Source organism: Delftia sp. DS1230 (assembly GCF_040112715.1).
Taxonomy (GTDB): domain Bacteria; phylum Pseudomonadota; class Gammaproteobacteria; order Burkholderiales; family Burkholderiaceae_C; genus Comamonas; species Comamonas tsuruhatensis.
Genome location: NZ_CP157763.1, coordinates 5,800,947 through 5,824,696, shown reverse-complemented (window position 1 = coordinate 5,824,696; position 23,750 = coordinate 5,800,947). Strand labels below are relative to the sequence as shown.

18 protein-coding genes and 1 pseudogene are annotated in these 23,750 nt (G+C 67.4%); 12 read left to right on the top strand and 7 right to left on the bottom strand.

The window, feature by feature from the left end; genetic code table 11:
* Positions 1 to 38: 38 nt before the first annotated feature.
* Positions 39 to 974: a LysR substrate-binding domain-containing protein gene (locus tag AAN986_RS26210; protein WP_047217899.1), complete on the top strand. Its 936-nt coding sequence runs from the start codon at positions 39 to 41 to the stop codon at positions 972 to 974.
* A gap of 9 nt (positions 975 to 983) precedes the next feature.
* Here the strand turns inward: AAN986_RS26210 and AAN986_RS26205 are convergent, their stop codons facing one another.
* The 3 genes and pseudogenes from AAN986_RS26205 to AAN986_RS26195 all read right to left on the bottom strand — a co-directional run bounded on the left by AAN986_RS26205 (position 984) and on the right by AAN986_RS26195 (position 5,618).
* A complete protein-coding gene (locus AAN986_RS26205) occupies positions 984 to 2,945 on the bottom strand; it encodes a J domain-containing protein (RefSeq protein WP_047217900.1) in 1,962 nt (653 codons plus the stop codon).
* Positions 2,942 to 4,641, bottom strand: a pseudogene (locus AAN986_RS26200) (molecular chaperone HscC). Before AAN986_RS26200 ends, AAN986_RS26205 begins: the two are co-directional and overlap by 4 nt.
* A gap of 86 nt (positions 4,642 to 4,727) precedes the next feature.
* Entirely contained in the window at positions 4,728 to 5,618 is an 891-nt protein-coding gene (locus AAN986_RS26195) for a LysR family transcriptional regulator (RefSeq protein WP_047217901.1), read from the bottom strand.
* A gap of 94 nt (positions 5,619 to 5,712) precedes the next feature.
* Between AAN986_RS26195 and AAN986_RS26190 the strand changes: the two genes are divergently transcribed.
* Positions 5,713 to 6,573 (top strand): DMT family transporter, encoded by an 861-nt coding sequence (locus tag AAN986_RS26190; RefSeq protein ID WP_043789144.1) that lies wholly within the window; start codon positions 5,713 to 5,715, stop codon positions 6,571 to 6,573.
* 29 nt (positions 6,574 to 6,602) lie between these two features.
* Here the strand turns inward: AAN986_RS26190 and AAN986_RS26185 are convergent, their stop codons facing one another.
* Positions 6,603 to 7,187, bottom strand: a complete 585-nt coding sequence (locus tag AAN986_RS26185; RefSeq protein ID WP_016449139.1) for a DJ-1/PfpI family protein — start codon at positions 7,185 to 7,187, stop codon at positions 6,603 to 6,605.
* 142 nt (positions 7,188 to 7,329) lie between these two features.
* On the bottom strand, positions 7,330 to 8,253 hold the full coding sequence (locus tag AAN986_RS26180; RefSeq protein ID WP_016449140.1) for a phosphoribosylaminoimidazolesuccinocarboxamide synthase: 924 nt from the start codon (positions 8,251 to 8,253) through the stop codon (positions 7,330 to 7,332).
* Positions 8,254 to 8,617: 364 nt separating this feature from the next.
* Here AAN986_RS26180 and raiA point away from each other — a divergent pair, with 364 nt between their 5' ends.
* From raiA to AAN986_RS26135, 9 genes are all read left to right on the top strand, one after another.
* Complete coding sequence (gene raiA, locus AAN986_RS26175) at positions 8,618 to 8,977, top strand: ribosome-associated translation inhibitor RaiA (RefSeq protein WP_016449141.1); 360 nt, start codon at positions 8,618 to 8,620, stop codon at positions 8,975 to 8,977.
* 155 nt (positions 8,978 to 9,132) lie between these two features.
* Complete coding sequence (locus AAN986_RS26170) at positions 9,133 to 9,606, top strand: PTS sugar transporter subunit IIA (protein WP_016452020.1); 474 nt, start codon at positions 9,133 to 9,135, stop codon at positions 9,604 to 9,606.
* A gap of 31 nt (positions 9,607 to 9,637) precedes the next feature.
* Positions 9,638 to 10,594, top strand: a complete 957-nt coding sequence (gene hprK / locus AAN986_RS26165) for an HPr(Ser) kinase/phosphatase (protein ID WP_016449143.1) — start codon at positions 9,638 to 9,640, stop codon at positions 10,592 to 10,594.
* Between the two features lie 246 nt (positions 10,595 to 10,840).
* Positions 10,841 to 13,018, top strand: coding sequence for a TonB-dependent siderophore receptor (locus AAN986_RS26160; RefSeq protein WP_047217902.1), 2,178 nt, complete (start codon positions 10,841 to 10,843; stop codon positions 13,016 to 13,018).
* A 4-nt stretch (positions 13,019 to 13,022) separates the two neighbouring features.
* A complete protein-coding gene (gene fes, locus AAN986_RS26155; protein ID WP_047217903.1) occupies positions 13,023 to 14,789 on the top strand; it encodes an enterochelin esterase in 1,767 nt (588 codons plus the stop codon).
* A gap of 53 nt (positions 14,790 to 14,842) precedes the next feature.
* Positions 14,843 to 15,814: a siderophore ABC transporter substrate-binding protein gene (locus tag AAN986_RS26150; RefSeq protein WP_349335530.1), complete on the top strand. Its 972-nt coding sequence runs from the start codon at positions 14,843 to 14,845 to the stop codon at positions 15,812 to 15,814.
* 46 nt (positions 15,815 to 15,860) lie between these two features.
* Positions 15,861 to 16,844, top strand: coding sequence for an iron chelate uptake ABC transporter family permease subunit (locus AAN986_RS26145; protein WP_047217935.1), 984 nt, complete (start codon positions 15,861 to 15,863; stop codon positions 16,842 to 16,844).
* On the top strand, positions 16,841 to 17,839 hold the full coding sequence (locus AAN986_RS26140; protein WP_047217905.1) for an iron chelate uptake ABC transporter family permease subunit: 999 nt from the start codon (positions 16,841 to 16,843) through the stop codon (positions 17,837 to 17,839). Before AAN986_RS26145 ends, AAN986_RS26140 begins: the two co-directional genes overlap by 4 nt.
* Entirely contained in the window at positions 17,836 to 18,594 is a 759-nt protein-coding gene (locus AAN986_RS26135; protein WP_016449149.1) for an ATP-binding cassette domain-containing protein, read from the top strand. Before AAN986_RS26140 ends, AAN986_RS26135 begins: the two co-directional genes overlap by 4 nt.
* A gap of 68 nt (positions 18,595 to 18,662) precedes the next feature.
* On the opposite strand, the gene queA is transcribed toward AAN986_RS26135, so the two are convergent.
* Positions 18,663 to 19,763: a tRNA preQ1(34) S-adenosylmethionine ribosyltransferase-isomerase QueA gene (gene queA / locus AAN986_RS26130; protein WP_016449150.1), complete on the bottom strand. Its 1,101-nt coding sequence runs from the start codon at positions 19,761 to 19,763 to the stop codon at positions 18,663 to 18,665.
* Positions 19,764 to 19,860: 97 nt separating this feature from the next.
* The gene (locus tag AAN986_RS26125; protein WP_016449151.1) at positions 19,861 to 21,114 is read right to left on the bottom strand and encodes an HD-GYP domain-containing protein; all 1,254 of its coding nucleotides are present in this window, start codon (positions 21,112 to 21,114) and stop codon (positions 19,861 to 19,863) included.
* Positions 21,115 to 21,298: 184 nt separating this feature from the next.
* On the opposite strand from AAN986_RS26125, the gene recG reads away from it, so the two are divergent.
* Complete coding sequence (recG, locus tag AAN986_RS26120; RefSeq protein WP_047217906.1) at positions 21,299 to 23,563, top strand: ATP-dependent DNA helicase RecG; 2,265 nt, start codon at positions 21,299 to 21,301, stop codon at positions 23,561 to 23,563.
* Positions 23,564 to 23,750: the final 187 nt, after the last annotated feature.

Genomic DNA, 23,750 nt, shown 5'->3' with positions numbered 1-23,750 from the left:
TAGTATTCGATGCTCCATCAAGAAAGATTTGAAGATCCATGCGCCAGCTTCCACCGGGCACACGCGCCCTGCGCAGCTTCGAGGCCGCAGGGCGCCACCTGAACTTCACGCGTGCGGCCGACGAACTGGGGCTGACCCCGGCGGCGGTCAGCCACCAGATCAAGGAGATGGAGGAGCAACTGGGCCTCGTCCTCTTCACGCGCAACAGCCGCAGCATGCAGCTCACGCCCGCAGGCAGCGTGCTGCTGGAGGCCACGGCCGAGGCGCTGGGCCTGCTGCGGCGCGCCACCGGCCGGGCGCGCCAGCTGGCCCGGGGCGAGACGCGGCTGCGCCTGTCGCTGGGCGCGCGCTTTGCCACGCAGTGGCTGCTGCCCCGGCTGCCGCGCTTTCGCGCCGCGCATCCGCAGATCGAACTGAGCTTTGACATCAGCGACGAGGTGCGCGACTTCGACGCCGATGACATCGACGCCGCCATCCGCTTCGGCACCGGCCGTGATCCGCACACCCTGGCGGTGCGCCTGTTCGACGCCAGGGTCATCCCCGTCTGCAGCCCGGCCCTGCTGCAGTCCGGCCCGCCGCTGGCCAGCCCCGCCGACCTGCTGGGCCACACGCTGTGCCACGTGGACTGCATGGTGGACGGCCAGGTCTGGCCGAACTGGCCGATGTGGATGGCGGCGGCCGGCGTGGAGGGCCTGGACGCAGGCCGCTGCATCGCCTTCACCGACTCCAGCCATGTCGTGCAGGCCGTGCTGGACGGCGGCGCCGTGGGCCTGGTCGAGCAGGACCTGGTGGCCGAAGACCTGGCCCGTGGCCGCCTGGTGCGCCTGTTCGACATCGCCGTGGGCCTGGGCCCGGCCTATGCCTACCACCTGCTCTACCCCCGGCGCAGCCAGGGCCAGCCGGCCATCGAGGCCCTGCGTGCGTGGGTGCTGCAGGAGGCTGGGCTGGCAGGAGACGGGCTGCTGCCCGCCTGAGCCTGCGATTCAGGTGTTCGCAGGCTTGATCCTCTGGAACTGGAACCAGCCCTGGTTGAGAAACACGGGCAGCAGCGGCACCAGATAAAAGACGATGGCGTCCAGGAAAGGTGACCCCGCGGCCTCCTTGTGCGGCGCACCGCCAAGGAGTGCGTGGATCGCAGCGGGATCGCGCCAGTACATCCCGGCCCAGATCAGCCACAGGCCCAGCATCGCCAAGCCGAGGCAGCCGCGCCAGGCGGACTTCGGCTGGTCGGGTATCAGGGCGGTCGCTGCGTTGTCGAAGCAGAGACTGCTGAACAGGGATACAGCGGCCATGGCACAGGCCGTCAGAGGGATCTGCCACGCACGATATTCGGGGACGATGGCCACCATCGACATGCAAAGTACAGCAGCCAAGAAATGGGGGGATTGTTCCGAGCCCAGCACCATCAGCCGGTAGGGCAGTGCGATTGTGCGGCGCAGCAATGCCAGCGAGAGTACGAGTATTTCCTGCAGGCTCGAACTGCGCCGCTGCTGCTTGCGCAGAACGACCGACTGCCTGAATCCATGCCATGCCTGCTCCATGCGGTCACCGTGCAGCGTGTACGCGATGGCACAGACCAGAAACCAGGTTGCGCCGACCAGGGCTCCGGTCCAGGGCGTGCCCTTGAACCATGGCAGGGCCTGCACGGCCAGGGCGCACCACAGCAGCAGAGGCGGCAAGGCCTTGCCAGCCGGGCTGGCGGGCAGCAGCGCCAGCCAGTAGGCAACCAGCACCAGCATCACGGCCACGAAGAGCAGCGGCGTGCTGTCCACCGAGGTGAAGAGCACGGGCCACATGCGGGCCTCCCATATGCCGAAAATGGCCGTCGCCGTCACCATGAGCGCCACGGCAGTCCAGACCATCGCCAGCATCCTGTTGCGGCTGAGTCGCCCCTTCCACAGTGCCGCGTGCTGGGCGTGCTTGACGTGCAGCACCCCGCGGTAGGCGTAGCCGGCCATCACGAACGTGCCATACCCGATGAGGAGCACCGCCATGAGTCGGACCCACCAGGGCTCATGGGCATATTCGCTCCAGGACATCAGCACGGACGAGAGAAAGACCACCAGGGCAGTCCGGAAGGCGCAGCCCATTTCCATGGCGTGGTCGGCAAGTGAATGCAGCGGCGGCTTCGGGACGCCGAGCGCATAGCGCTGCCCCGGGCTGAGTTCGTTCCACAGGCGGGCAAGCCGGCTGGGGGCGAGCATCGCCAGCAGGTAGATGCGCCACTTTGCAAGCTGCTGCACCAGTTGCCCGAACAGCGCGATTTGGCCGTAGTACTGCCTGAAGGCAGGATCGGGGTAGAAACGGGATTCCAGTTGGTCCAGTTGCTCCCGCAAGGCGGTGGCGCGGGCATGCCCCATCCATTGCCAGGCGCGGAAATCCGTCTCCCAGGCGAAATACTCCGACAGGGCGCGCGCAAATGCCGGCGGAAGCTCGGGCACCTCGATCACCAACTGCGCAAACCAGTTGCAGGCGTCAGGACGCTGTGACAGGGGCAGCTTGTCCAGCTCCCGCCGCAGATTGGGCCAGCCGTTCAGCAGTGCATCAGGCCCTGCCTGTTTGAGGTAGTTGAGCGTTTCGTGCGCCAGATCCCTGGGCGGGATGAAGGCGGCTTCCTGTGCCTGGGGTTCTGCTGCGTCCGTGTTGCCGAGCAGAGGTTGAGTCCCGGGGCCCGGGACCGGCTCCGACAGCGGTGCAGGCTCTTGTTCCTGCTGCGCAGACCTGGCACTGGATACCTGCTCAACTGCAGCCATGCTCGGCATCTGCGTATCGCCCGTGGCCGGTCGCCTGGCGTGCTGCAGGGCCAGGTCATAGGCCTCGCGCAGTGATTGATAGGCGGCCGCATCGTCATCGGGCCGCGTGTGCTTGAGCCTGGATGCGTAGGCCTTCTTGATGGCCGGCAGGTCGGTCGTGGCTTCAATGCCCAGTACTTGCCAGAAGCTCATAGCACGAAGCCCTTGTCGATGCTGTCCAGGTACTTCCTGAACTCGCCGCGCCACTGGCGGATCTGCTGCTCGTCCTGGCTGTCGAGAATGGCTTCGAAACGCGCCAGCGCGTGACCTATGTCCTGTCGCGCAGGGCCCAGCCTGTCTTCGTACAGCCGCTTGGCCCGGGCGACCAGATAAGCGTTTTCCTGTTTGTCGCGCGGATGGATCTTGAGTGCGCGCAGCTTGAGCAGGGCCTCCTGGATCTGCTCGTCGCTCAGGACATGATCGCTGCGCTTGATCAGCGTGCTGGTGGTCTGGCCGGTTGCCGGAATATGCCCTTCCACTTCGAGCAGACCATTGACGTCATAGGTGAAGCGGATATTGATGCTGATCTCGCCGCGTCCCTTCGCCGGTATCTCGACCTCCAGATCGCCGAGTTTCAGGTTCTCTGTGCCAATGGGTGACTCGCCCTGGCGCACGTCGATGACGATGCGCGTCTGTCCATCCTGAACGGTGCTGTAGGTCTGGGCACGCGATACCGGCACCGGCGTATTGCGTTCGATGATGGGGAAAAGCGGTCGCTGTAATGCCGTCCATCGATATTTTCCGAACTCACGACTCCCAGCGAGTAAGGCATCACATCGGTCAACACGATTTCGCTGAGTGCGGCATTGCGTGATTTGAGGCCGGCCTGAATGGCTGCGCCGTGCGCAATCGTTTCATCGGGATGGATGGTGCGCAGCGGCAGTCGGCCGAACAGGCGCGTGACCAACTGGCGGACCATGGGCATGCGGCTGGCGCCCCCGACCAGTACCACTTCGTCCAGATTGGCGATGTCCAATTGCGCATCTAGCATGGCGCGTTCCAGCGGCCTGCGCAGTCGCTGCAGCAGGTCTGCGCAGCGGTTTTCATAGTCGGCACGGCTGAGCGTCAATGCATGCGGCGTCTCCTGGTAGGTAAACCGCATTTCAGTCGACTCGCTCTCGCTGAGGTCGCGTTTGGCCTGTTCAGCGGCATGCCAGAGCCCCCCGTCCGAAGACAGGGTCTCCCGCGGAACGCTGCGCAGGGCAGGCGTCTGCTCAATGAACCAATCCACCAATACCTGCGCGAAGTCCTCGCCGCCCAGGCGCGTGTCCCCGGCGCTGGCGCGCACTTCCACCACGCCTTCGAAGTACTCGAGCACGGAAACGTCAAAGGTGCCGCCGCCCAGATCGAACACCAGAAAGGTCGAGTGATCCGGCCTTTCCTGCAGGCCATAGGCGAGGCCGGCTGCCGTGGGCTCGTTGAGCAGCCGTTCCACCTTGATACCTGCCAATTGGCCAGCCGCCTGCGTGGCTTTGCGCTGCACATCGTTGAAATAGGCCGGCACGGTAATGACTGCCTCGGTCACGGGTTCGCCCAGATAGGCTTGCGCATCCGCCACCAGTGCGCCAATGACCAGCGCGCTCAACTCCTCGGCGCGCAGACGCTTGGGCCCCAGCACAACCGTGTGGTCCGTGCCCATCCAGCGTTTGAACGCCATGGCCGATTGTTGGGGATGCGTGGTAACACGTTCCCGGGCCGCCAGGCCCACCAGAATGGCACCATCGTCCGAAATGCTGATGGCCGACGGAGTCAGGAAATGGCCCAGCGAATTGGGTATGAGTTCGGTCTTGCCATCGCGATAAATGCTGATCAGGCTATTGGTGGTGCCCAGATCGATTCCAACTAGCATTGCACTCCCTCTCAATGATGTGGGGAGGCATTTTGTCCGATGTCATAGGCCCCGACTATGGGATTTCGAGGGCTGGGCTGCCGCGATCAAAGAGTGTCGGCAAATCGCATCAACCCGCGCACCACGGCCTGCACGGCCGGGTCTTGCTGCGAGGCGCTGCGGCAGGCCAGGCCCAGCGGGCGTGTCAGGGCGGGACTCAGCCCGCGCTGCTGAAGGGTGCGGCTGACGGCGTCCATGGGCTCCTCGCGTGGCAGGACGGTGGGACCGTGGCCTGCGGCGACCAGGGCGCGTATGCCTTCGGGATAACTCATCTCCATGCGCGGCTGGGGCAGCAGGCCGGCCTGTGCAAACCATTGCGACAGCAGGCGGTGCATCTGGGTGCCGGCGGCAAAGCCTATCCAGGGCTGGGCGTTGAGCCATTCGGGCGTGATCTGGTCGGGCAGCGGCATCTGCGGCGGCGCGAACAGCTCCATGGGGTCGTTGCGCCAGGCCCGCATTTCCAGGCCTGAAGGCACGGGCTGGGGCAGCCCGACCAGGGCCAGGTCCAGGTGGCCAGTCGCCAGGCGCTGCATGGCCTGGGCGGAACTCGCGACTTCCAGGCGCAGTTCCACGCCGGGCGCGTGCTCGGCCAGCCATTGCAGCAGTTCGGGCAAAAGCAGGGGGCTGACGCCGGCCGAGGCGCCTATGCGCACGCTGGCGCCAAAGCCCTCGGCACGCTTGCGCACCTGGCGCAGCAGGGCCTCGCTATCGGCCAGCAGGCGGCGTCCGCCTTCGGCCAGCAAAGCGCCTGCGGGCGTCAGCTGCGCCTGGCGCTTGCCGCGCACCAGCAGCGGTGTGTCCAGGCGCGCTTCCAGCTCCTGGATGTGCAGGCTGACGGCAGGCGGCGACAGGTGCAGGGCCTGGGCCGCGGCGGCCAGGGTACCCAGGTCGGCCACGGCCACCAGGGTCTGGAGCTGGTCGAGGTTCAGGCGTCGCATCAGGTTTCCTGAAGATAAGGTTCCGAAGATTCGACTTTATCTAATCTGGGTGCGAATCCATCATCCCGTCCCGTATCAGGAGCGAGGCCATGGAATGGAATTGAGCAACGCGGTGCTGGCCGCGGCCCTGGGGGCCGCGCTGATGAATGCGGGATGGAACAGCGCCATCAAGCTGGGCGGCGACAAGATGGTCGCCATGGCGCTGACCACGGGGCTGGCCAGCCTGTGGTCGCTGCTGGTGCTGCCCTGGCTGGACTGGCGTGCGGCGGCGCTGTGGGATGCATCGGTGTGGTGGTGGCTGGCGGCCTCGGTGGCCGTGCACACCGTCTACCACTTCGTGCTGCCGCGCGCCTACCAGCATGGCGAGTTCGGCGTGGTCTACCCGGTGGCACGCGGCAGTGCGCCGCTGTTCGTGACGCTGGGCGCGGCGCTGCTGGCCGGTGAGTGGCCGGGCGCGACCGGGCTGGCCGGCGTGCTGTGCCTGTCGCTGGGCGTGCTGGCGCTGTCGTTGCGCAGCGGTGCGGCCAGCGGTTATGGCGGCAGCGGCTATGCGCTGGCCACGGGCGCCATGATTGCCTGCTACACGGTCATCGACGGGCTGGGTGCGCGCGCATCCGGTTCCGCGCTGCTCTATGCGGCCCTGCTCACGCTGGGCGATGGCCTGGCCACGGTGCTGATCGTTGCCTGGCGGCGCGGTCCTTCCGTGCTGCGCGCCGATGCACGCACCTGGCGCCTGTGCGCCCTGGCCGCCGCCATGCAGCTGAGCGCCAGCTGGATGGCGACCTGGGCGCTGTCGCAGGCGCCCATGGGGCTGGTGTCTGCACTGCGTGAAAGCAGCGTGCTGTTTGCAGGCTGGATTGCCGCCTGGCTGATGCGCGAGCGCCCGGGCCGCGTGCGCATGCTGGCCTCGGCCCTGGTGTTCGGCGGCATCGTGCTGGTGCGCTGGGGCGGCTGATCCGCCCGGCGCCAACGGCGGCTGCGTGCTCAGCCGTGGCTGATGCGCGTGCCCAGCAGGGACAGGAACTGTGCGATCCAGGCCGGATGGGCCGGCCAGGCGGGGGCGCTGACCAGGTTGCCTTCGGTGTGCGCCTGGTCCACGCCGATGTCGGCGTAGGTGCCGCCGGCCAGTTCGACCTCGGCACGGCAGGCCGGGTAGGCCGAGCAGGTGCGCCCCTTGAGCACGCCGGCGCCGGCCAGCAGCTGGGCGCCATGGCAGACGGCGGCCACGGGCTTGTTGTTGTCGAAGAAGTGGCGCACGGCGGCGCGCACAGCATCGTAGTTGCGCAGGTATTCGGGGCCGCGTCCGCCGGGGATCACCAGGGCGTCGTACTGCTCGGGCTTGATGTCGGCGAAGCTGGCGTTGAGCGTGAAGTTGTGGCCGGGCTTTTCGCTGTAGGTCTGGGCGCCCTCGAAATCATGGATGGCCGTCTTGATGTGGTCCCCCGCCTTCTTGTCGGGGCAGACCGCGTGCACCGTGTGTCCCACGGCCTGCAGGGCCTGGAACGGGACCATGGTTTCGTAGTCCTCGCAGTAGTCTCCGCAGATCATCAGAATCTTCTTGCCGGCCATGTGCTTGCTCCTTCGAAAAAAGTCAGAGGGAACGAGCATTGTGGCAGTGTCGGTGACGCCAACGTGACCGGCTGCAGAAACGGGCCCGCGCAATGAAAAAGAGAGCCGAAGCTCTCTTTTGCGGGGACAGGCAGGCTGCAGCTCAGGCCGTCAGGCGCTGCAGCGCTTCGCGGTACTTGGCGGCCGTCTTCTCGGTCACCTCCTGGGGCAGGCGGGGCGCCGGGGCGCTCTTGTCCCAGGGCTTGCCGTTGACCTGGGCCTGCTCCAGCCAGTCGCGCACGAACTGCTTGTCGTAGCTGGGCGGGTTCTCGCCCTTGGCCAGCGCCTGGGCATAGCCTTCCACGGGCCAGTAGCGCGAGCTGTCGGGCGTGAGCACCTCGTCCATCAGCACCAGTTCGCCGTTTTCGTCCAGGCCGAATTCGAACTTGGTGTCGGCAATGATCATGCCCTTTTCGAGGGCGATGGCGGCGGCTTCCTTGTAGATGCGGATGGCTGTATCGCGGATCTGGGAGGCCAGCTTCTCGCCGACCATCTCCACCGTGCGCTCGTAGGTGATGTTCTCGTCATGGTCGCCCATCTCGGCCTTGGCGGCCGGCGTGTAGATGGGCTCGGGCAGCTTGGCGGCGTTGGTCAGGCCTTCGGGCAGGGGAACGCCGCAGACCGAGCGCGATTCCTGGTATTCCTTCCAGCCGCTGCCGGCCAGGTAGCCGCGCACCACGGCCTCGATCAGCACGGGCTTGAGGCGCTTGACCAGCATGGAACGGCCCGTGACCTGGGGCACTTCGGCGGGCGTGACCACGGATTCGGGCGCTTCGCCGGTCAGGTGGTTGGGGCAGATGTGGCCGAGCTTGTCGAACCAGAACAGCGCCATCTGCGTCAGCAGCTCGCCCTTGCCGGGGATGGGCTCGCCCATGATCACGTCAAAGGCCGAGAGGCGGTCCGAGGCCACCATCAGGATGCGGTCATCGCCCACGGCATAGTTGTCGCGCACCTTGCCGCGCGCGAGCAGCGGCAGCGAGGCAATGTTGGAAGTGTGCAGGGCGGAGGGACGGGACTGGGTGGTCATGTGAGGCAAGGGGCAATCTGGCAAAGAGGCTGCAGGGGCCGGAGGGCTGCAAGCGGCACGCGCAGGAGCGCGATTCTACCCAACGGCGCCTCACGGTGACGGACGGCCTGTGGCCACCCCCACCCCAGGGGCGCAGCCTGGCAAACCCGCCGATTGTGCGCCCAATCGCATGGCGCGCAAAACCCGCCTCCAAGGCCCTGCACCGTCCTGCGCTATCGGCTTGCGGCGTTGCTTTTGACCCGACCCGGGCGCATAGTGGATTCGCAAGCAAACGAATGCGCATTCCGGCCTGCAAGCACCTGTCCCGGCGGATCGTCCCCCGGTGGACCGGGCTGTTTCCATCCAGAGCAAGGAGTGTTTAGATATGAATCTGACGATTAGTGGGCATCACCTGGAGGTCACTCCCTCGCTGCGCAGTTACGTCATGGCCAAGCTCGAACGCATTCTTCGACACTTTGACCAGGTGGTGGATGTCAAGGTCTTGCTGACCGTTCATAACCAGAAGGAGAAGGAAAAGCGCCAACGTGCCGGTTGCACGCTGCGCGTCAAGGGCCAGGATCTCTTTGTCGAAACCTCTCACTTCGACCTTTATGCCGCCGTCGACGCGCTGGCTGACAAGCTGGACCGCCTCGTGGTGCGCTACAAGACCCGCCAGCAGGGCAGCCGCTACGGCACGGCCAAGCGGCTCGATGATGCTGGACTGACCCTGGCGTCAGTCGGGTGACAGGTAAGGCGCCGGCCCTGTGCGGGCGCTTACAATACCTGCGTTTTTGTGGCTGATGTGCCACGCACGACCACCGCCCTTCGGGGCGGTTTTTGATGGGGGTCAGGGTTTCCCCACGGTTTCCGGCACTGCGGTGCATAATTGTTTCCCGAACCATGAACCGTCTTGCCTCCATCCTGCCCGCCGCTCAAGTGCTCGTGAGCGTCGACGTCACCAGCAAAAAGCGCGCTTTCGAAGAAGCAGGTCTGCTATTCGAGAGCCTGCATGGCCTGTCCCGCGCACTCATCACCGACAGCCTCTTCGCGCGTGAACGCCTGGGCTCGACGGGGCTGGGCCATGGCGTGGCCATTCCCCACGGTCGCATCAAGGGGCTGACCGCTCCGATGGCAGCCGTGTTCCAGCTGGACCATCCCATTGGCTTCGATGCGCCCGATGAGCAGCCCGTGGGCCTGCTGATCTTTTTGCTGGTGCCCGAAGCGGCGACGCAAAAGCATCTGGAAATCCTTTCTGAAATCGCCGAACTGCTCAGCGACAGCCAGCTGCGCGAGCGGCTGAAGTCCTGCGGCGATGCGGCCCGGCTGCATGGAATGATTGCCGGCTGGCAGTCTTCCGCCGCTCCGCTGGTCTAGACTTTCTCTTCCCCTTTTCACGGGCCTTGCCATGAGACCCAGTGCCATCAGCGCCGACGTCCTTTTCGAGGAGTTCCGCTCCAGCCTGCGCTGGGAGTGGGTGGCGGGCCTGGGGGCCTCGGAGCGCCGCTTCGACGAGATGGCCGTGCGCTCGGCGCGCTCGGGCGCCGATCTCGTCGGCTACCTGAACTACATCCATCCCTACCGGCTGCAGGTGCTGGGCGAGCGTGAGATCGCCTATCTGACCAACGCCACGCCGCAGGACTGCCAGCGCCGCGTGGCACGCATCGTCACGCTGGAGCCGCCCGTGCTGGTGCTGGCCGATGGCCAGACGGCGCCCGAGGCGCTGCTGTCCATGTGCGAGCGTGCCCACATTCCCATGTTCGCCACGCGCGAGCAGTCGGCCTTCGTGATCGATGTGCTGCGTGCCTACCTGGCCAAGCATTTCGCCGACCGCACGACCATGCATGGCGTGTTCATGGACATCCTGGGCATGGGCGTGCTGATCACGGGCGAGTCGGGCCTGGGCAAGAGCGAGCTGGGGCTGGAGCTGGTGACGCGCGGCAACGGCCTGGTGGCCGACGATGCCGTGGACCTGTACCGCATCAACCAGACCACGATCGAAGGCAAGTGCCCCGAGCTGCTGCAGAACCTGCTGGAGGTGCGCGGCATCGGCCTGCTCGATATCCGCGCCATCTTTGGCGAGACGGCCGTGCGCCGCAAGATGCGTCTCAAGCTCATCGTGCACCTGGTGCGCAAGGAAACCATGGAGCGCGAATACGAGCGGCTGCCAGCCGAGCCGCTGACGCAGGACGTGCTCGGCGTGCCCGTGCGCAAGGTGGTGATCCAGGTGGTGGCGGGCCGCAACATCGCCGTGCTGGTGGAGGCGGCCGTGCGCAATGCCATCTTGCAGCTGCGCGGCATCGACACCTACCAGGAATTCGTGCAGCGCCACCGCCGCGCCATGGAACGCGGCGACACCTTCTAGCGGTCTGCGCCGTCGTGGCGTCCGGCTGCCTGTTGCCGGCGGCCTGTTGCCTGGGCCCCACTGTTTTCCCCGGGATTGTTTGCGGACCGTGCGCCCATGTTTGCGCGCGGTGCGTTGTCGTTGTTTTCTCAAATAAGAATAATTCTCATTTTCTATAATTCGGGCAGATGCCGTATCCGGCCTGTGTCCCGACGGGCTGCGGGCCTGGATGCGGCGCATTTTCTTCCGCCTTGAAAGCCCTCCCGGATGTCCTCTCGTTCCCGCACCGGCCTGCCGCGCGCAGGCGCTGTCAGCCCCTTCGCCCCCGTTTCACCGTTCCACGGCCTGGGCACCATCGCCCGTGTCTGCGCCATGGTTGCCGCTGCCGCTTTGCCCGCCGCCTCCTGGGCGGCCGACGCCGAACTGGGCGAGATCACGGTGCGCAGCACCACCGATCCCCAGGCACTGCCCACCGTGGCGCCGGGCGGCCAGGTGGCCAAGGGCGCGGGCCTGGGCGTGCTGGGCCAGCGCGATGTGATGGATACGCCGTTCAACATCACCTCCTACACGGCCGAAGGCATTGTCGACCAGCACGCGACCACGCTGATGTCGGTGCTGGAAAACGACCCCTCCGTGCGCTTCACCACCAACACCGGCCACGCCTACGAGAACTTCACCATCCGCGGCCTGGGTGTGAATGCCTCGGAACTGGGCTTCAACGGCCTGTACGGCCTGGCGCCCGATGGCCATGTGCCCACCGAGATGATCGAGCGTGTGGAAGTGCTCAAGGGCCCGGGTGGACTGCTGAGCGGCATGACGCCGGGCGGCGCCGTGGGCGGCACCATCAACCTGGTGACCAAGCGTCCGCTGGCCCGGGACCTCACGCGCGTGACCACCATGCTCAGCAGCTCCTCGCAGCTGGGCCTGCAGGCAGATGTGTCGCGCCGCTTCGGCCCGGAACGCCGCCTGGGCATACGCATCAACGGCAGCACCTCGGGCGGCGATACCGAGATCGACGGCCAGAACCGCCGCCATGGCCTGGGCGCACTGGCGCTCGACTACCAGGGCGACGGTTTCACGCTGGGCCTGGATGCCTACAGCTACCGCTCCACCATCCGTGACGGCAGCCCGATGATGGTCAGCATGCAGAACCTCAAGCAGGTGATTGCAGCGCCCGACGCCAAGACCAATCTCTTCCCGGGCATACGTGCCCAGCAGCAAAGCGATGCGCTGATGCTGCGCGGCTCGGTGGACCTGGGGGCGGACTGGACGCTGTTCGGCTCGGTGGGCAGCGGCAAGCATTCCTATGACGGCATGCTCAACGGCACGCGCGTGGTGCTGCGCGCCCAGGGCGACGGCTCGGCCGTGGGCCAGACCTACAACCAGTACGGCTACACCGACAGCATGGCGGCCGAGTTCGGCGTGCGCGGGCGCCTGCGCACGGGCAGCGTGAACCATCTGCTGGTCGCCTCCGTGAACTGGATGAACCAGAAGGGCGGCCGCGCGGCCGTGGCCACCAGCGCCAGCTACATCACCAACATCTACGACCCTGCGCCCATCACGCTGGCCGGCCCCTACGGCGCCATCAAGCAGGAGCGCGACGACGTGCTCAGCAGCCTGGCCCTGGCCGACACGCTGAGCTGGGGTGGCGACACCGTACAGCTCACCGTGGGCGCGCGCCTGCAGCGCGTGAACCAGAAGATGGCGCGCTATGACGAACATGCCATCTCGCCCGCGCTGGGCCTGGTGGTCAAGCCCTGGGGCGATACGGTCTCGCTGTACGCCAACCATGTGCAGGGCCTGAGCGCGGGCTCCATCGTCGGCGCCACCTACGCCAATGCCGGCGAAGTGTTCGCGCCCTACAAGACCAAGCAGTTCGAGATCGGCGCCAAGTGGCGCACGGGTGATTTCACGCAGACGGTCTCGCTGTTTCAGATCGAGCGGCCTTCGTCCGTGGTGGAGACCGCGACCAACCGCCTGCTGATGGATGGCGAGCAGCGCAACCGGGGCCTGGAGTGGAATGTGTTCGGCGAGCCGTTGCGCGGCACGCGCGTGCTGGGCGGCCTGGCCTATACGCAGGCCATCCAGAGCAAGACCCAGGGCGGCGCGCGCGACGGCTACGGCGTCTACGGCGTGCCGCGCTGGACGGCCAACCTGGGCGGCGAGTGGGATGTGCCCGCGCTGCCGGGCGCCACGCTCACCGGCCGCCTGATCCACACGGGCGCGCAATGGGTGAATTCGGCCAACACGCTGAAGATGCCCAGCTGGACCCGCGTGGACGTGGGCGCGCGCTATGCCACCCGCATCGCGGCCAAACCCGTCACCTTCCGCGCCACGGTGGAGAACCTGTTCGACAAGTCCTACTGGGCCGGCAGTTTCAATGACAACTTCGCCACCACGGGCGGCCCGCGCACGGTGCGTGTCTCGGCCACGGTGGACTTCTGACGCCATGGCGCAAGCTGCACGACAAGGCCTGTGCGTGGCCGCCTCGCTGCTGTGCCTGCTGGGCGCAGCCGTCCATGCCGGTGAAGACATGACGGCAGCCGCATCGCGGCAGGCCCTGGCCGCACGGCCGGGCACGCTGGCGCCGGGCCAGGCGGCCACAGGGGTCCTGGCTGCCGGTGGGCGCGAGTCCTGGCGCGTCGATCTGCCCGCCGGCCATGTGGTCCAGGGTGAATTCGAGGGGCAGGGCGTGGCCCTGGACCTGGAGGATGTCCAGGGCCGGCACCTGCGTCGCTTGGCGCGGGCCGATGGCGGCGCGCAGTCGCTGATGTGGGTCACGGAGGGAGCCGGACGGCAGCGGCTGGTGGCCAGGCGTGTGGCCCTGGCTGACCCCCGTTCCGGCGGTGAGGCGCAAGAAGCGGGGCGCTTCGCGCTGCGGCTGACCTCCAGCCTGGCGCCTGCCGGCAACAAGGCCTCGGCCACCTCCGAGCCTCCGGCACTGCAAAGCCCGCGGCTGAGGGCTCTGGCGCAGGCAATCCAGCGCGGCGCGGGGGCTGGTGTGGCTGCCGACGCCTTCTGGCGGCGCGTGCAGGAGGAAGGAACACCCATGGTCGAGCCCCTGTCCGAGGGGCACTCCCTGGTCACCTTCCTATGGCGCGGCCAGCCGCGTGCGGGCATGCAGGGCGTGCGCCTGTTCGGCAGCCCGGCCGGCAACCATGATCCGCTGCAGCATCTGCCCGGCAGCGATGTCTGGTGGGCCAGCTTCCGCATGGCGGACAACGCCAGGCTCAGCTACCGGCTGGCGCCCGATGTGCCGCTGATCGAAGGCTCGGCCATGGAGCAGCGCCGCGCCCTGCTGGCCACGGCGCAGCGCGATCCGCTCAATCCCAAGACCTTCCCGCAGCCGCCCGAGGGCGGCTTCATCGATGTCTTCCAGGGCGCCTCCGTGCTGGAGCTGCCCAAGGCGCCGCCCCAGCCCTGGGTGGTGCCGCGCGCGGGCGTGGCCCAGGGGGCGCTGGTGCAGCACCGCCTGTCCAGCCGCGTGCTGGGCAACAGCCGCGATGTCTGGACCTACCGCCCGGCGGGCAGCCAGGCGCCCGAGGCGCTGCTGGTGCTTTTCGACGGCAATGCCTATGCAAAGCAGGTGTCCACGCCCACCCTCATCGACAACCTCATGGCCGATGGCCTGATCCCGCCCACGGCCGTGGTGCTGGTGGACAACGCCAGCCCGCAGGCACGCGGCAGGGAATTGCCGCCCAACACCGCCTTCGCGCGCTTTCTGGATGAGGAGCTGATGCCCTGGGTGGAGGAGCAGGGCCTGGGCCAGCCTGCGGCGCGCACGGTGATTGGCGGCTCCAGCTTCGGCGGCCTGGCCTCTGCCTATGCGGGCCTGGTCAATGCGCGCTGGTTCGGCAACGTGCTGAGCATGTCGGGATCGTTCTGGTGGTCGCCGGCCGGCGAGGTGCCGGGCTGGGTGCAGCGCCGCTATGCCCAGGAGCCGCGCCAGCCCGTGCGTTTCTATCTGGATGCAGGCCGCTACGAGCGTGCACGCGGCGGGCAGGACGGCATCCTGGAAACCAACCGCCACCTGGCCGACGTGCTGCGCGCCAAGGGCTACGAGGTCACGCAGGCCGAGCATGAAACCAGCCATGACTACCTGCAATGGCAGGGATCGCTGGCCTGCGGCCTGGTGGCCCTGCTCAACCCCGGGCGCTTTGCCCAGGGCCTGCCGGCCTGCGAGCGCATGCCGGACAGCACGCCCGCACTTCCCTGAGGCCGCCAAGGCCAATGTTTGAACTTCCTGGCGATACAGCAATCATTGAAAGAATGAACACATTGAATGCAAATCATTCCCGGCGCCACATCCTGGCGACGATGGGCCAGGGCGCGGGCATGCTGGTCACGCTGCCTCTGGCACTGTCCATGGCCCATGCGCAGACGGCAGCGGTCGGCAAGACCGTGACCGTGCCGCACGCCAAGGGCGAGATCCAGGTGCCCTTCAAGCCCGTGCGCGTGCTGGTGTTCGAGCTGGCGGCGCTGGACACGCTGCAGGCGCTGGGCGGCGAGGTGCGTGGCGTGCCCGAGTTCAAGATGCCGCCGCTGCTGGCCCGCTATGCCGATGCGAAATACGCACGCATCGGCAGCCTGTTCGAGCCCGACTACGAGGCCGTCAAGGCGCTGTCGCCCGACCTCATCATCGTGGGCGGCCGCTCCGAGGCCAAGTACAAGGAGCTGTCGCGCTTCGCCCCCGTGCTGGACCTGAGCGTCAGCGACGAGCACCAGATGGCCGATATCTACCGCAACATCCGCACGCTGGGCGCCGTCTACGGCCTGCAGGACAAGGCCGAGGCCGAGGTCCGGGCCGTGGAGCAGGCCATCGCCGCGCTGCATGGCAAGGCGCAGAACGCGGGCAAGGGGCTGGTGCTGCTGACCTCGGGCGGCAAGCTCAGCGCCTACGGTCCGGGCTCGCGCTTCGGCATGCTGCACGATGTGTTCGGCGTGAAGCCGGCCATCGACAACCTGACGGTGGCGCGCCATGGGCAGGTGGTCTCCTTCGAGTTCCTGCTCAAGACCAATCCCGACTGGCTGTTCGTCATCGACCGCGACGTGGCCATCGGCCAGGATGGCAAGACCGCCCAGCAACTGCTGGACAACCCGCTGGTGCGCGCCACCAAGGCCTGGCGCGGCAAGCAGGTGGTCTATCTGAACGCAGCCAACTGGTACACCCTGTCCAACGCCGGGCCGGGCGCGCTGAAGGCCAATATCCAGCAGCTGTCGGATGCCTTTGCCCGCACATGACGCCAAAGCGTTGAGCCCGCCTGTCGCCACCGCGCACGCCGTGCCCATGTCACGCCCCTCTCGCCAGGCCCTTGCCTGGCTTTTCGCGCTGGGCCTGCTGCTGGCGCTGTCGCTGGCCAGCCTGATGGTGGGCGCGGGCGACATGCACTGGAGCGTGCTGTGGTCGCGCAGCGAGGACGACCTGGCCAGCCAGGTGCTGGTCTACAGCCGCGTGCCGCGCACCCTGGCCCTGGTGCTGGCCGGCGCATCCATGGCGGTCTGCGGACTGCTCATGCAGATGCTGGCGCGCAACCATTTCGTGGAGCCTTCCACCGTGGGCACGGTGGAGTCGGCCAGCCTGGGCATGCTGGCTGCGTTCCTCTGGGTGCCGCACTGGCCGGTGATGGCCAAGATGGGAATTTCGGCCGTGGCGGCACTGCTGGGCACGGCGCTGTTCCTGGCCGTGCTCTCGCGCATCCGGCTGCGCTCGTCGTGGATGGTGCCCCTGGTCGGCCTGGTGCTGGCCGGCGTGCTGGAGGCAGCCGCCAGCTTTCTGGCGCTGCAGTTCGACATGATGCAGGCGCTCAAGTCCTGGTCCAACGGCGATTTCTCGCTGGTGGTCCAGGGCCGCTACGAGTTGCTGTGGCTGTCGCTGGGTGTCACCGCCCTGGCCTGCCTGGCGGCCGACCGCTTCACCGTCGCCGGCCTGGGCGAGAGCTTTGCCACCAACCTGGGCCTGAACTACCGGCGCCTGGTCTGGCAGGGGCTGGTGGTGGTGGCCGTGGCCACTTCGGCCGTGGTGGTCACGGCCGGCAGCCTTCCCTTTGTGGGACTGATCGTGCCCAACGTGGTGCGCCTGGTCCTGGGTGACAACGTCCGCCGCAGCGTGCTGTGGGTGGCGCTGATCGGCGCGGGCCTGACCCTGCTGTGCGATCTGGTCGGGCGCATGCTGATCGCGCCCTATGAAATCCCCGTGGGCACCGTGCTGGGCGTGCTGGGCAGTGCCTTGTTCCTGGCGCTCATCCTGCGCCGCCGCAAGGACCGTGCATGAGCAGCCTGCCGCAATCCGTTGCTTGCGCCGATCCGGCTGCGCGCAGTTGGGGCCGGGGCCGACGCCTGGCGCTGCTGGGAGGGCTGGCGCTGCTGTGCCTGCTGGCCTTCATGACCGTGGGCGTCAGGACCGACTGGGCCTTCGTGCTGGAGCACCGGGGCGCCAAGGTGCTGACCATGGCGCTGGTGGCCTGTGCCATCGGCCTGTCCACCGTGGTGTTCCAGACCGTGTCGCACAACACCATCCTCACGCCTTCGGTGATGGGGCTGGATGCGCTGTACCTGTTCGTGCAGGCGTCCATGGTGCTGATGCTGGGCGCGGCAGGCGTGTCCGCCATGGGCGAGGTCGGGCGCTATGCGCTCAACATCGTGCTGATGGTGGGCTTCAGCGTGCTGCTGATGCGCTGGCTGTTCGTGGGCCATGCCAGCAGCCTGCACCTGATGCTGCTGGTGGGCATGGTGGGCGGCATCTTCTTTCGCAGCCTGGCCGGGCTGGCCATGCGCGTGCTCGATCCCAATGAGTTCACGGCGCTGCAGGACCGCATGTTCGCCAACTTCAACGCGGTGAACCTGCAGCTGCTGGTGCCGTCGCTGCTGCTGATCGCGCTGGGCAGCGCCTGGATCTGGCGCCAGCGCCACGTGCTGGACGTGATCTCGCTGGGGCGCGATGCCGCCATCGGCCTGGGCCTGGACTACGATGGCCGCGTGCTGCGGCTGCTGGCCGTGGTGGCCTGCATGGTGGCCGTGTCCACGGCCCTGGTCGGGCCTGTCATCTTCTTCGGTCTGCTGGTCAGCAACATGGCGTATCACGCCATGGGCACGCGCCGCCATGCCTGGGTGCTGCCTGCGGCCGTGCTCTGGGGCTGCGTGCTGCTCATGGGCGGCCAGGTGCTGCTGGAGCAGCTTTTTCAATTCAATACCGTGCTGAGCATCGTGGTGGAGTTCCTGGGTGGAATCGTCTTCATCGTGCTGCTCATGCGCAAGGGGACCCAATGATCGAGGTGCGTGATCTGCTCAAGCGCCATGGCGGCACGACCGTGCTGCAGGAGCTCAACTTCAACGTGCCCGAGCGGGCGCTGACGGCCATCATCGGCCCCAACGGGGCCGGCAAATCCACGCTGCTGTCCCTGGTCAGCCGCCTCATGCCGATCACGGAAGGCCAGGTGTTGGTGGCTGGCCGCGACGTGGCCACCACGCCCACCGAGGCGCTGGCGCGCATCATGGCCATCCTGCGCCAGGACAACCAGAGCACGCTGCGCCTGACGGTGCGCGACCTGGTGGGCTTCGGCCGCTTTCCGCACAGCAAGGGCCGGCTGGGCCCCGAGGATGTGCGCCATGTGGACGAGGCGCTGGAGTACCTGCAGCTCACGCCGCTGGCCGAGCGCTTTCTCGACGAGTTGTCAGGCGGCCAGCGCCAGCGCGCCTACATCGCCATGGTGCTGTGCCAGGACACGCCTTTCATCCTGCTGGACGAGCCGCTGAACAACCTGGACATGGCCCATGCCGTCAGCATGATGGGCCTGCTGCGCCGCGCCGTCACCGAACGCGGCAAGACCGTGGTCATGGTGCTGCACGACATCAACTTCGCCTCCTGCTACGCCGACCACATCATCGCGCTCAAGGACGGCCGCCTGGCCGTGGCGGGCACGCCGGCCGAGGTCGTGCAGGACGAGGTCCTCAGCAGCCTCTACGGCATCCCCGTCAGCGTGCACGAGGTCAAGGGCCGCAGGCTCTGCCATTACTTTGGCTGAACATGCGGCGTTTCGGGCTTGGCGCGGCCTGAGGCGAGGGACACCAAGCAAGGGCCTAAGCCGGCCGCTCAGGGGGTGCTTTTCTTCTTCAACAGCATGGAGTCGCCATAGCTGAAGAAGCGGTACTCCTGCGCGATCGCATGGCGGTACAGCGCCATCACCTGCTCGTAGCCGGCGAAGGCGCTGACCAGCATCATCAGCGTGCTCTTGGGCAGGTGGAAGTTGGTGATCAGCAGATCGACCACCTGGTACTCGAAGCCCGGTGTGATGAAGATGCGCGTATCGCCTGAGAAGTTGCCCGTCTGGGCCCAGGACTCCAGCGTGCGCACCGTGGTCGTGCCCACGGCGATGATGCGGCCGCCGCGCTGGCGGCAGCGTTCCAGCGCGGCCAGGGTGGCCAGCGGGATTTCGTACCACTCGCTGTGCATCTGGTGGTCGGCCAGGTTCTCGGTCTTCACGGGCTGGAAGGTGCCGGCGCCCACGTGCAGCGTGACGCTGGCGCGTTCGATGCCGCGCTCGGCCAGGCGGGCCAGCACGGCGTCGTCGAAGTGCAGTGCGGCCGTGGGCGCGGCCACGGCGCCGGGGCGGGCCGCGAAGACGGTCTGGTAGCGCTCGCTGTCTTCGGCGGCATCGGGGTCGTTGCCGGTTTCCTGGTGGCGCTCGATGTAGGGCGGCAGCGGCAGATGGCCGAAGCGCTCCATCAGCTCATGGGGCGTCTCGCCGCGCGGGCCTTCAAAGCTCAGGTGGAACAGCGGGCCGTTCTCGTCGGGCCAGCGGCCACGCAGCACGGCGTCGAAGCCGCCACCGTTCTTGCCGCCGCACAGGTGGATGCGCGAGCCGGGCAGGGGCTTCTTGCTGACGCGCATGTGGGCCACGACGTCGTTGCCTTCGAGCACGCGCTCGACCAGCAGCTCCAGCCGGCCGCCGCTGGCCTTCTCGCCGAAGATGCGCGCCTTGATCACGCGCGTGTCGTTGAACACCAGCAGGTCGCCGGGCTGCAGCAGATCGGGCAGCTCGTGGAAGATGCGGTCGGCGGGCGGGTTGGCATCGTCGCGGCCGTCGAGCAGGCGCGAGGCACTGCGCTGGGCGGCAGGATGCTGGGCAATCAGCTTCTCGGGAAGCTCGAAGTCGAAATCGCTGAGCGAGAACACACGGGACAGGGAGGACATGCAGTGCTTGAGGGCCGGACATGGCCCGTTCCAAGTTCGTTGAACGGAAGCTGGCAATTGTCGCAAACCCTGGGGTCATCCCCGGAATTGCCGGCGATCACCTGGCCATGGCGGCCTGAGGCTGGCGCTCGAACTCCAGCCACAGCGATTCCAGATCGGGGAAGTCCCAGTCCGCAGGGTCTTCGCGCGCGATGATGCGGTCGTTGCCCTGGCTTTCGGACAGGTCCTCGATCTCCGGCGTGATGCGGCAGGACTGGCGCAGCGAATAGAAGACCTTGACGCGCGGCGCCAGCAGGCTGGCCGGCGAGGCATCGACCACCACCGCCAGACGCTGCGAATGCAGGCGCACCAGCGAGCCCAGCGGGTAGATGCCCACGGTCTGCACGAACTGCTCGAACAGCCGCTTGTCGAAATGGCGCGGACTCCACTCGGCCATGCGACGCAGCGCCTCCGAAGGCGGCCAGCCCTTCTTGTAGGGCCGGTCCGAGGTGATGGCATCGTAGACGTCGCAGATCGCCGTCATGCGCGCCAGCAGGCCGATGTCGCCCTGCTGCAGCCCGTCGGGGTAGCCGCTGCCGTCCACCTTTTCATGGTGGTGCAGGCAGGCATCGATGACCTCGTCGTCCAGGCCCAGCGGGCGCAGCAGCTGCTCGCCGTGGCGTGGATGGGCGCGCATCAGCGCCCATTCGGCGTCGTCCAGCGGGCCGGGCTTGTTGAGCACGGTCACCGGAATGGCGGTCTTGCCCAGATCGTGCATGAGGCCGGCCATGCCGGCCTTGCGCAGGCTGTGGTCGTCCAGGCCCATGCGCTTGGCCAGGGCCACCATCAGCGCGCACACGGCCAGACTGTGCATGTAGGTGTAGTCGTCGGCGGTCTTCAGGCGGGCCAGACCGATCAGCGCATGGGGATTGCGTGCCACGGAGGCCGTCACATCGTCCACCAGCTGTCCGGCGGCCGAGGCGTCCACGGGCCGGCCCAGCCGCGCATCGCTGAACAGGCGGCTCAGCAATTGCCTGGCCTGGGCGCAGGTCTGGGCCGCGCGGCGCAGCTCGGTGGCGGTGGAGATGGGGGCCGTGCTCTGCTCGGACGCAGGGCGGGCGTTGTCGGGGATCTGGTGGCGAAGCTCGTCCTGCGGGTCGAAGCGCAGGCAGGGCACCTGCACGCCCACGTCCAGGCCTTTGCGCACATCGATCCAGACCTCCTGGATGGAGGTGGCGCGCAGACGCTGGAGATCGGCCTCGGAGCGAAGCAGGAAACGGGTTCGCCAAAAGGGATGCTCCATCCAGGAGCCGCAGAACTCGTGCAGGAACATGCCCAGAGTGACATGCTGGACATTGATACGCTTCAACATGGCATTCGGTGGCGGGGTAACACTACGTAACGTCAGCGTGCATGGTAGCGGCTTCCCCAGAGACCCGGGGCGTCAAGGGTGCTTTGGGCAGGGCCGGCCGGCATGAACGTGGCGTGTTGCCTACACCTGTATATTCATACACTATGCTGCCAGCCAACGCGCATGTTCTGAAACAGGAAAGCCCATGCCCCTGAACGTCTCCTCTGCCTTTCCCGACCTGGGGCGCGACGCCCCTGGTGGCAAGGCCGCGCGTGCCGGCAAGGCAAAGGCTGGCGCAGGCAAGGGCGGCGCCAGGAAGGCCGGCAAGGCCTCGGCCACTTCGGGCGACAAGGCCGCCTCGCCTGCACAGCCCGCCGCCAGGTCTGCCGCCAGTCCCGCGCAGAAGGCGCTGCAGAAAATGGGCCTGGTGCGCGACATCGACCTGGCGCTGCACCTGCCGCTGCGCTATGAGGACGAGACCCGCATCACCGCGCTGCGCAATGCGCGCGAAGGCGATACGGTGCAGATCGAGGCCACGGTCACCCACAGCGAAGTGCAGCTGCGCCCTCGCCGCATGCTCAAGGTCACGGTGGACGACGGCACGGCCGAATGCGTGCTGACCTTCTTCAGCTTCTACCCTTCGCACCAGAAAACCCTGTCCGTGGGCGCGCGGCTGCGCATACGCGGCGAGGTCAAGGGCGGCTTCTGGGGACGGCAGATGCTGCACCCTGCGTTCCGCGCGGCCGGGGGGGATCTGCCCACGGCGCTCACGCCCGTCTATCCGGTGGCGGCAGGACTGCCCCAGGCCTATATCCGCCGCGCAGCGGCCACGGCCATGCTGCGGGCCGACCTCTCCGATACGCTGCCCGCAGGAGAGCACCCGCCCGTGGCCCATTTCCACGGCAACGGCGGGCTGCCGCCGCTGTTCAGCCTGCGTGACGCGCTGCAGTTCCTGCACCATCCCACGCCCGATGTGGCCCTGGCCACGCTGGAAGACCATTCGCATCCGGCCTGGCAGCGCCTGAAGGCCGAGGAACTGCTGGCCCAGCAACTGTCGCAATACGAGGCCAAGCGCGAGCGCGCGCGGCTCAGGGCGCCCGTGCTGCGCGCATTGCCCATGGACAGCGCCCAGGGACTGGCGCGCCAGTTTCTCGACCAGTTGCCCTTTGGCCTGACCGGTGCCCAGCAGCGCGTGGTGGGCGAGATCCTCGCCGACATGGAGCGCCGCATGCCCATGCACCGGCTGCTGCAGGGCGATGTGGGATCGGGCAAGACGGTGGTGGCGGCGCTGTCGGCCGTGGCCTGCATCGAGGCCGGCTGGCAGTGCGCGCTGATGGCGCCCACCGAAATCCTGGCCGAGCAGCATTTCGGCAAGCTGGTCGGCTGGCTGGAGCCGCTGCTGGCTCCGCTGGGCAAGCGCGTGGCCTGGCTGGCCGGCGCGCAGAAGAAGAAGGAGCGCACCGCCATGCTGGAGCTGGTCCGCAGCGGCGAGGCGGCCCTGGTGGTGGGCACGCATGCCGTCATCCAGGACCAGGTGGAGTTCAAGAACCTGGCGCTGGCCGTCATCGACGAGCAGCACCGCTTCGGCGTGGCCCAGCGGCTGGCGCTGCGCCAGAAACTCGCAGCCTCGGGCATGGAGCCCCATCTGCTGATGATGAGCGCCACCCCGATCCCGCGCACCCTGGCCATGAGCTACTACGCCGACCTGGATGTCTCCACCATCGACGAGCTGCCGCCGGGGCGTACGCCCATCGTCACCAAGCTCATTGCCGACAGCCGCAAGGACGAAGTCATCGAACGCATCGGCGCCCAGGTCACCCAGGGGCGCCAGGTCTACTGGGTGTGTCCGCTGATCGAGGAAAGCGAGGCGCTGGACCTGTCCAACGCCACGGCCACCCACGCCTACCTCAGCGAGATGCTGCCCGATGTCATGGTCGGCCTGCTGCATTCGCGCATGCCCACGGCCGAGAAGAAGGCGGTGATGGAGCTGTTCTCGGCCGGCGTCATGGGCGTGCTGGTCTCCACCACGGTGATCGAAGTGGGCGTGGATGTGCCCAACGCTTCGCTCATGGTGATCGAGCATGCGGAGCGCTTTGGCCTGTCGCAGCTGCACCAGCTGCGCGGGCGCGTGGGACGGGGCGCTGCAGCTTCGGCCTGCGTGCTGCTGTATTCGGTGGGAGACAGCGGCCGCCTGGGCGAGACGGCCAAGGACCGGCTGCGTGCCATGGCCGAAACCAACGACGGCTTCGAGATCGCGCGGCGCGACCTGGAGATTCGCGGTCCGGGCGAATTCCTGGGTGCGCGCCAATCAGGCGCTCCCATGCTGCGCTTTGCCGATCTGGAGCAGGACCTGATGCTGCTCGACTGGGCCCGCGAGCTGGCGCCTCGCATGCTGGAGCAGCACCCGCAACTGGCCCAGCGGCATGTGGACCGCTGGTTGGGCGGCAAGGCCGAATTCCTCAAGGCCTGATGGGCCGGCCCCCGCTTGCGGGATGTTTCTGTTACGTATTTTTACGCGCACGGGCGCTGCCCGGTGGCGGCCTGCTCCGCAGGCCTGCAGCCCGCGCCAGGCAAGGTTTGCGTGTGCGTTGTAGCTGTCGGTAGGGAGCGCTTCATGCGGTCCTGGCGGTGACATCTGCGCGCGGCGACGGCATTGA

Coding starts and splice junctions, on each gene's coding strand:
- AAN986_RS26180 (WP_016449140.1), bottom strand. CDS start 8,253: ATGACCACCCAGTCCCGTCCCTCCGCCCTGCACACTTCCAACATTGCC.
- raiA (WP_016449141.1), top strand. CDS start 8,618: ATGAATCTGACGATTAGTGGGCATCACCTGGAGGTCACTCCCTCGCTG.
- AAN986_RS26205 (WP_047217900.1), bottom strand. CDS start 2,945: ATGAGCTTCTGGCAAGTACTGGGCATTGAAGCCACGACCGACCTGCCG.
- AAN986_RS26185 (WP_016449139.1), bottom strand. CDS start 7,187: ATGGCCGGCAAGAAGATTCTGATGATCTGCGGAGACTACTGCGAGGAC.
- AAN986_RS26170 (WP_016452020.1), top strand. CDS start 9,133: ATGAACCGTCTTGCCTCCATCCTGCCCGCCGCTCAAGTGCTCGTGAGC.
- AAN986_RS26160 (WP_047217902.1), top strand. CDS start 10,841: ATGTCCTCTCGTTCCCGCACCGGCCTGCCGCGCGCAGGCGCTGTCAGC.
- AAN986_RS26125 (WP_016449151.1), bottom strand. CDS start 21,114: ATGTTGAAGCGTATCAATGTCCAGCATGTCACTCTGGGCATGTTCCTG.
- AAN986_RS26195 (WP_047217901.1), bottom strand. CDS start 5,618: ATGCGACGCCTGAACCTCGACCAGCTCCAGACCCTGGTGGCCGTGGCC.
- AAN986_RS26140 (WP_047217905.1), top strand. CDS start 16,841: ATGAGCAGCCTGCCGCAATCCGTTGCTTGCGCCGATCCGGCTGCGCGC.
- AAN986_RS26190 (WP_043789144.1), top strand. CDS start 5,713: ATGGAATTGAGCAACGCGGTGCTGGCCGCGGCCCTGGGGGCCGCGCTG.
- AAN986_RS26135 (WP_016449149.1), top strand. CDS start 17,836: ATGATCGAGGTGCGTGATCTGCTCAAGCGCCATGGCGGCACGACCGTG.
- AAN986_RS26150 (WP_349335530.1), top strand. CDS start 14,843: ATGAACACATTGAATGCAAATCATTCCCGGCGCCACATCCTGGCGACG.
- hprK (WP_016449143.1), top strand. CDS start 9,638: ATGAGACCCAGTGCCATCAGCGCCGACGTCCTTTTCGAGGAGTTCCGC.
- fes (WP_047217903.1), top strand. CDS start 13,023: ATGGCGCAAGCTGCACGACAAGGCCTGTGCGTGGCCGCCTCGCTGCTG.
- AAN986_RS26210 (WP_047217899.1), top strand. CDS start 39: ATGCGCCAGCTTCCACCGGGCACACGCGCCCTGCGCAGCTTCGAGGCC.
- recG (WP_047217906.1), top strand. CDS start 21,299: ATGCCCCTGAACGTCTCCTCTGCCTTTCCCGACCTGGGGCGCGACGCC.
- queA (WP_016449150.1), bottom strand. CDS start 19,763: ATGTCCTCCCTGTCCCGTGTGTTCTCGCTCAGCGATTTCGACTTCGAG.
- AAN986_RS26145 (WP_047217935.1), top strand. CDS start 15,861: ATGTCACGCCCCTCTCGCCAGGCCCTTGCCTGGCTTTTCGCGCTGGGC.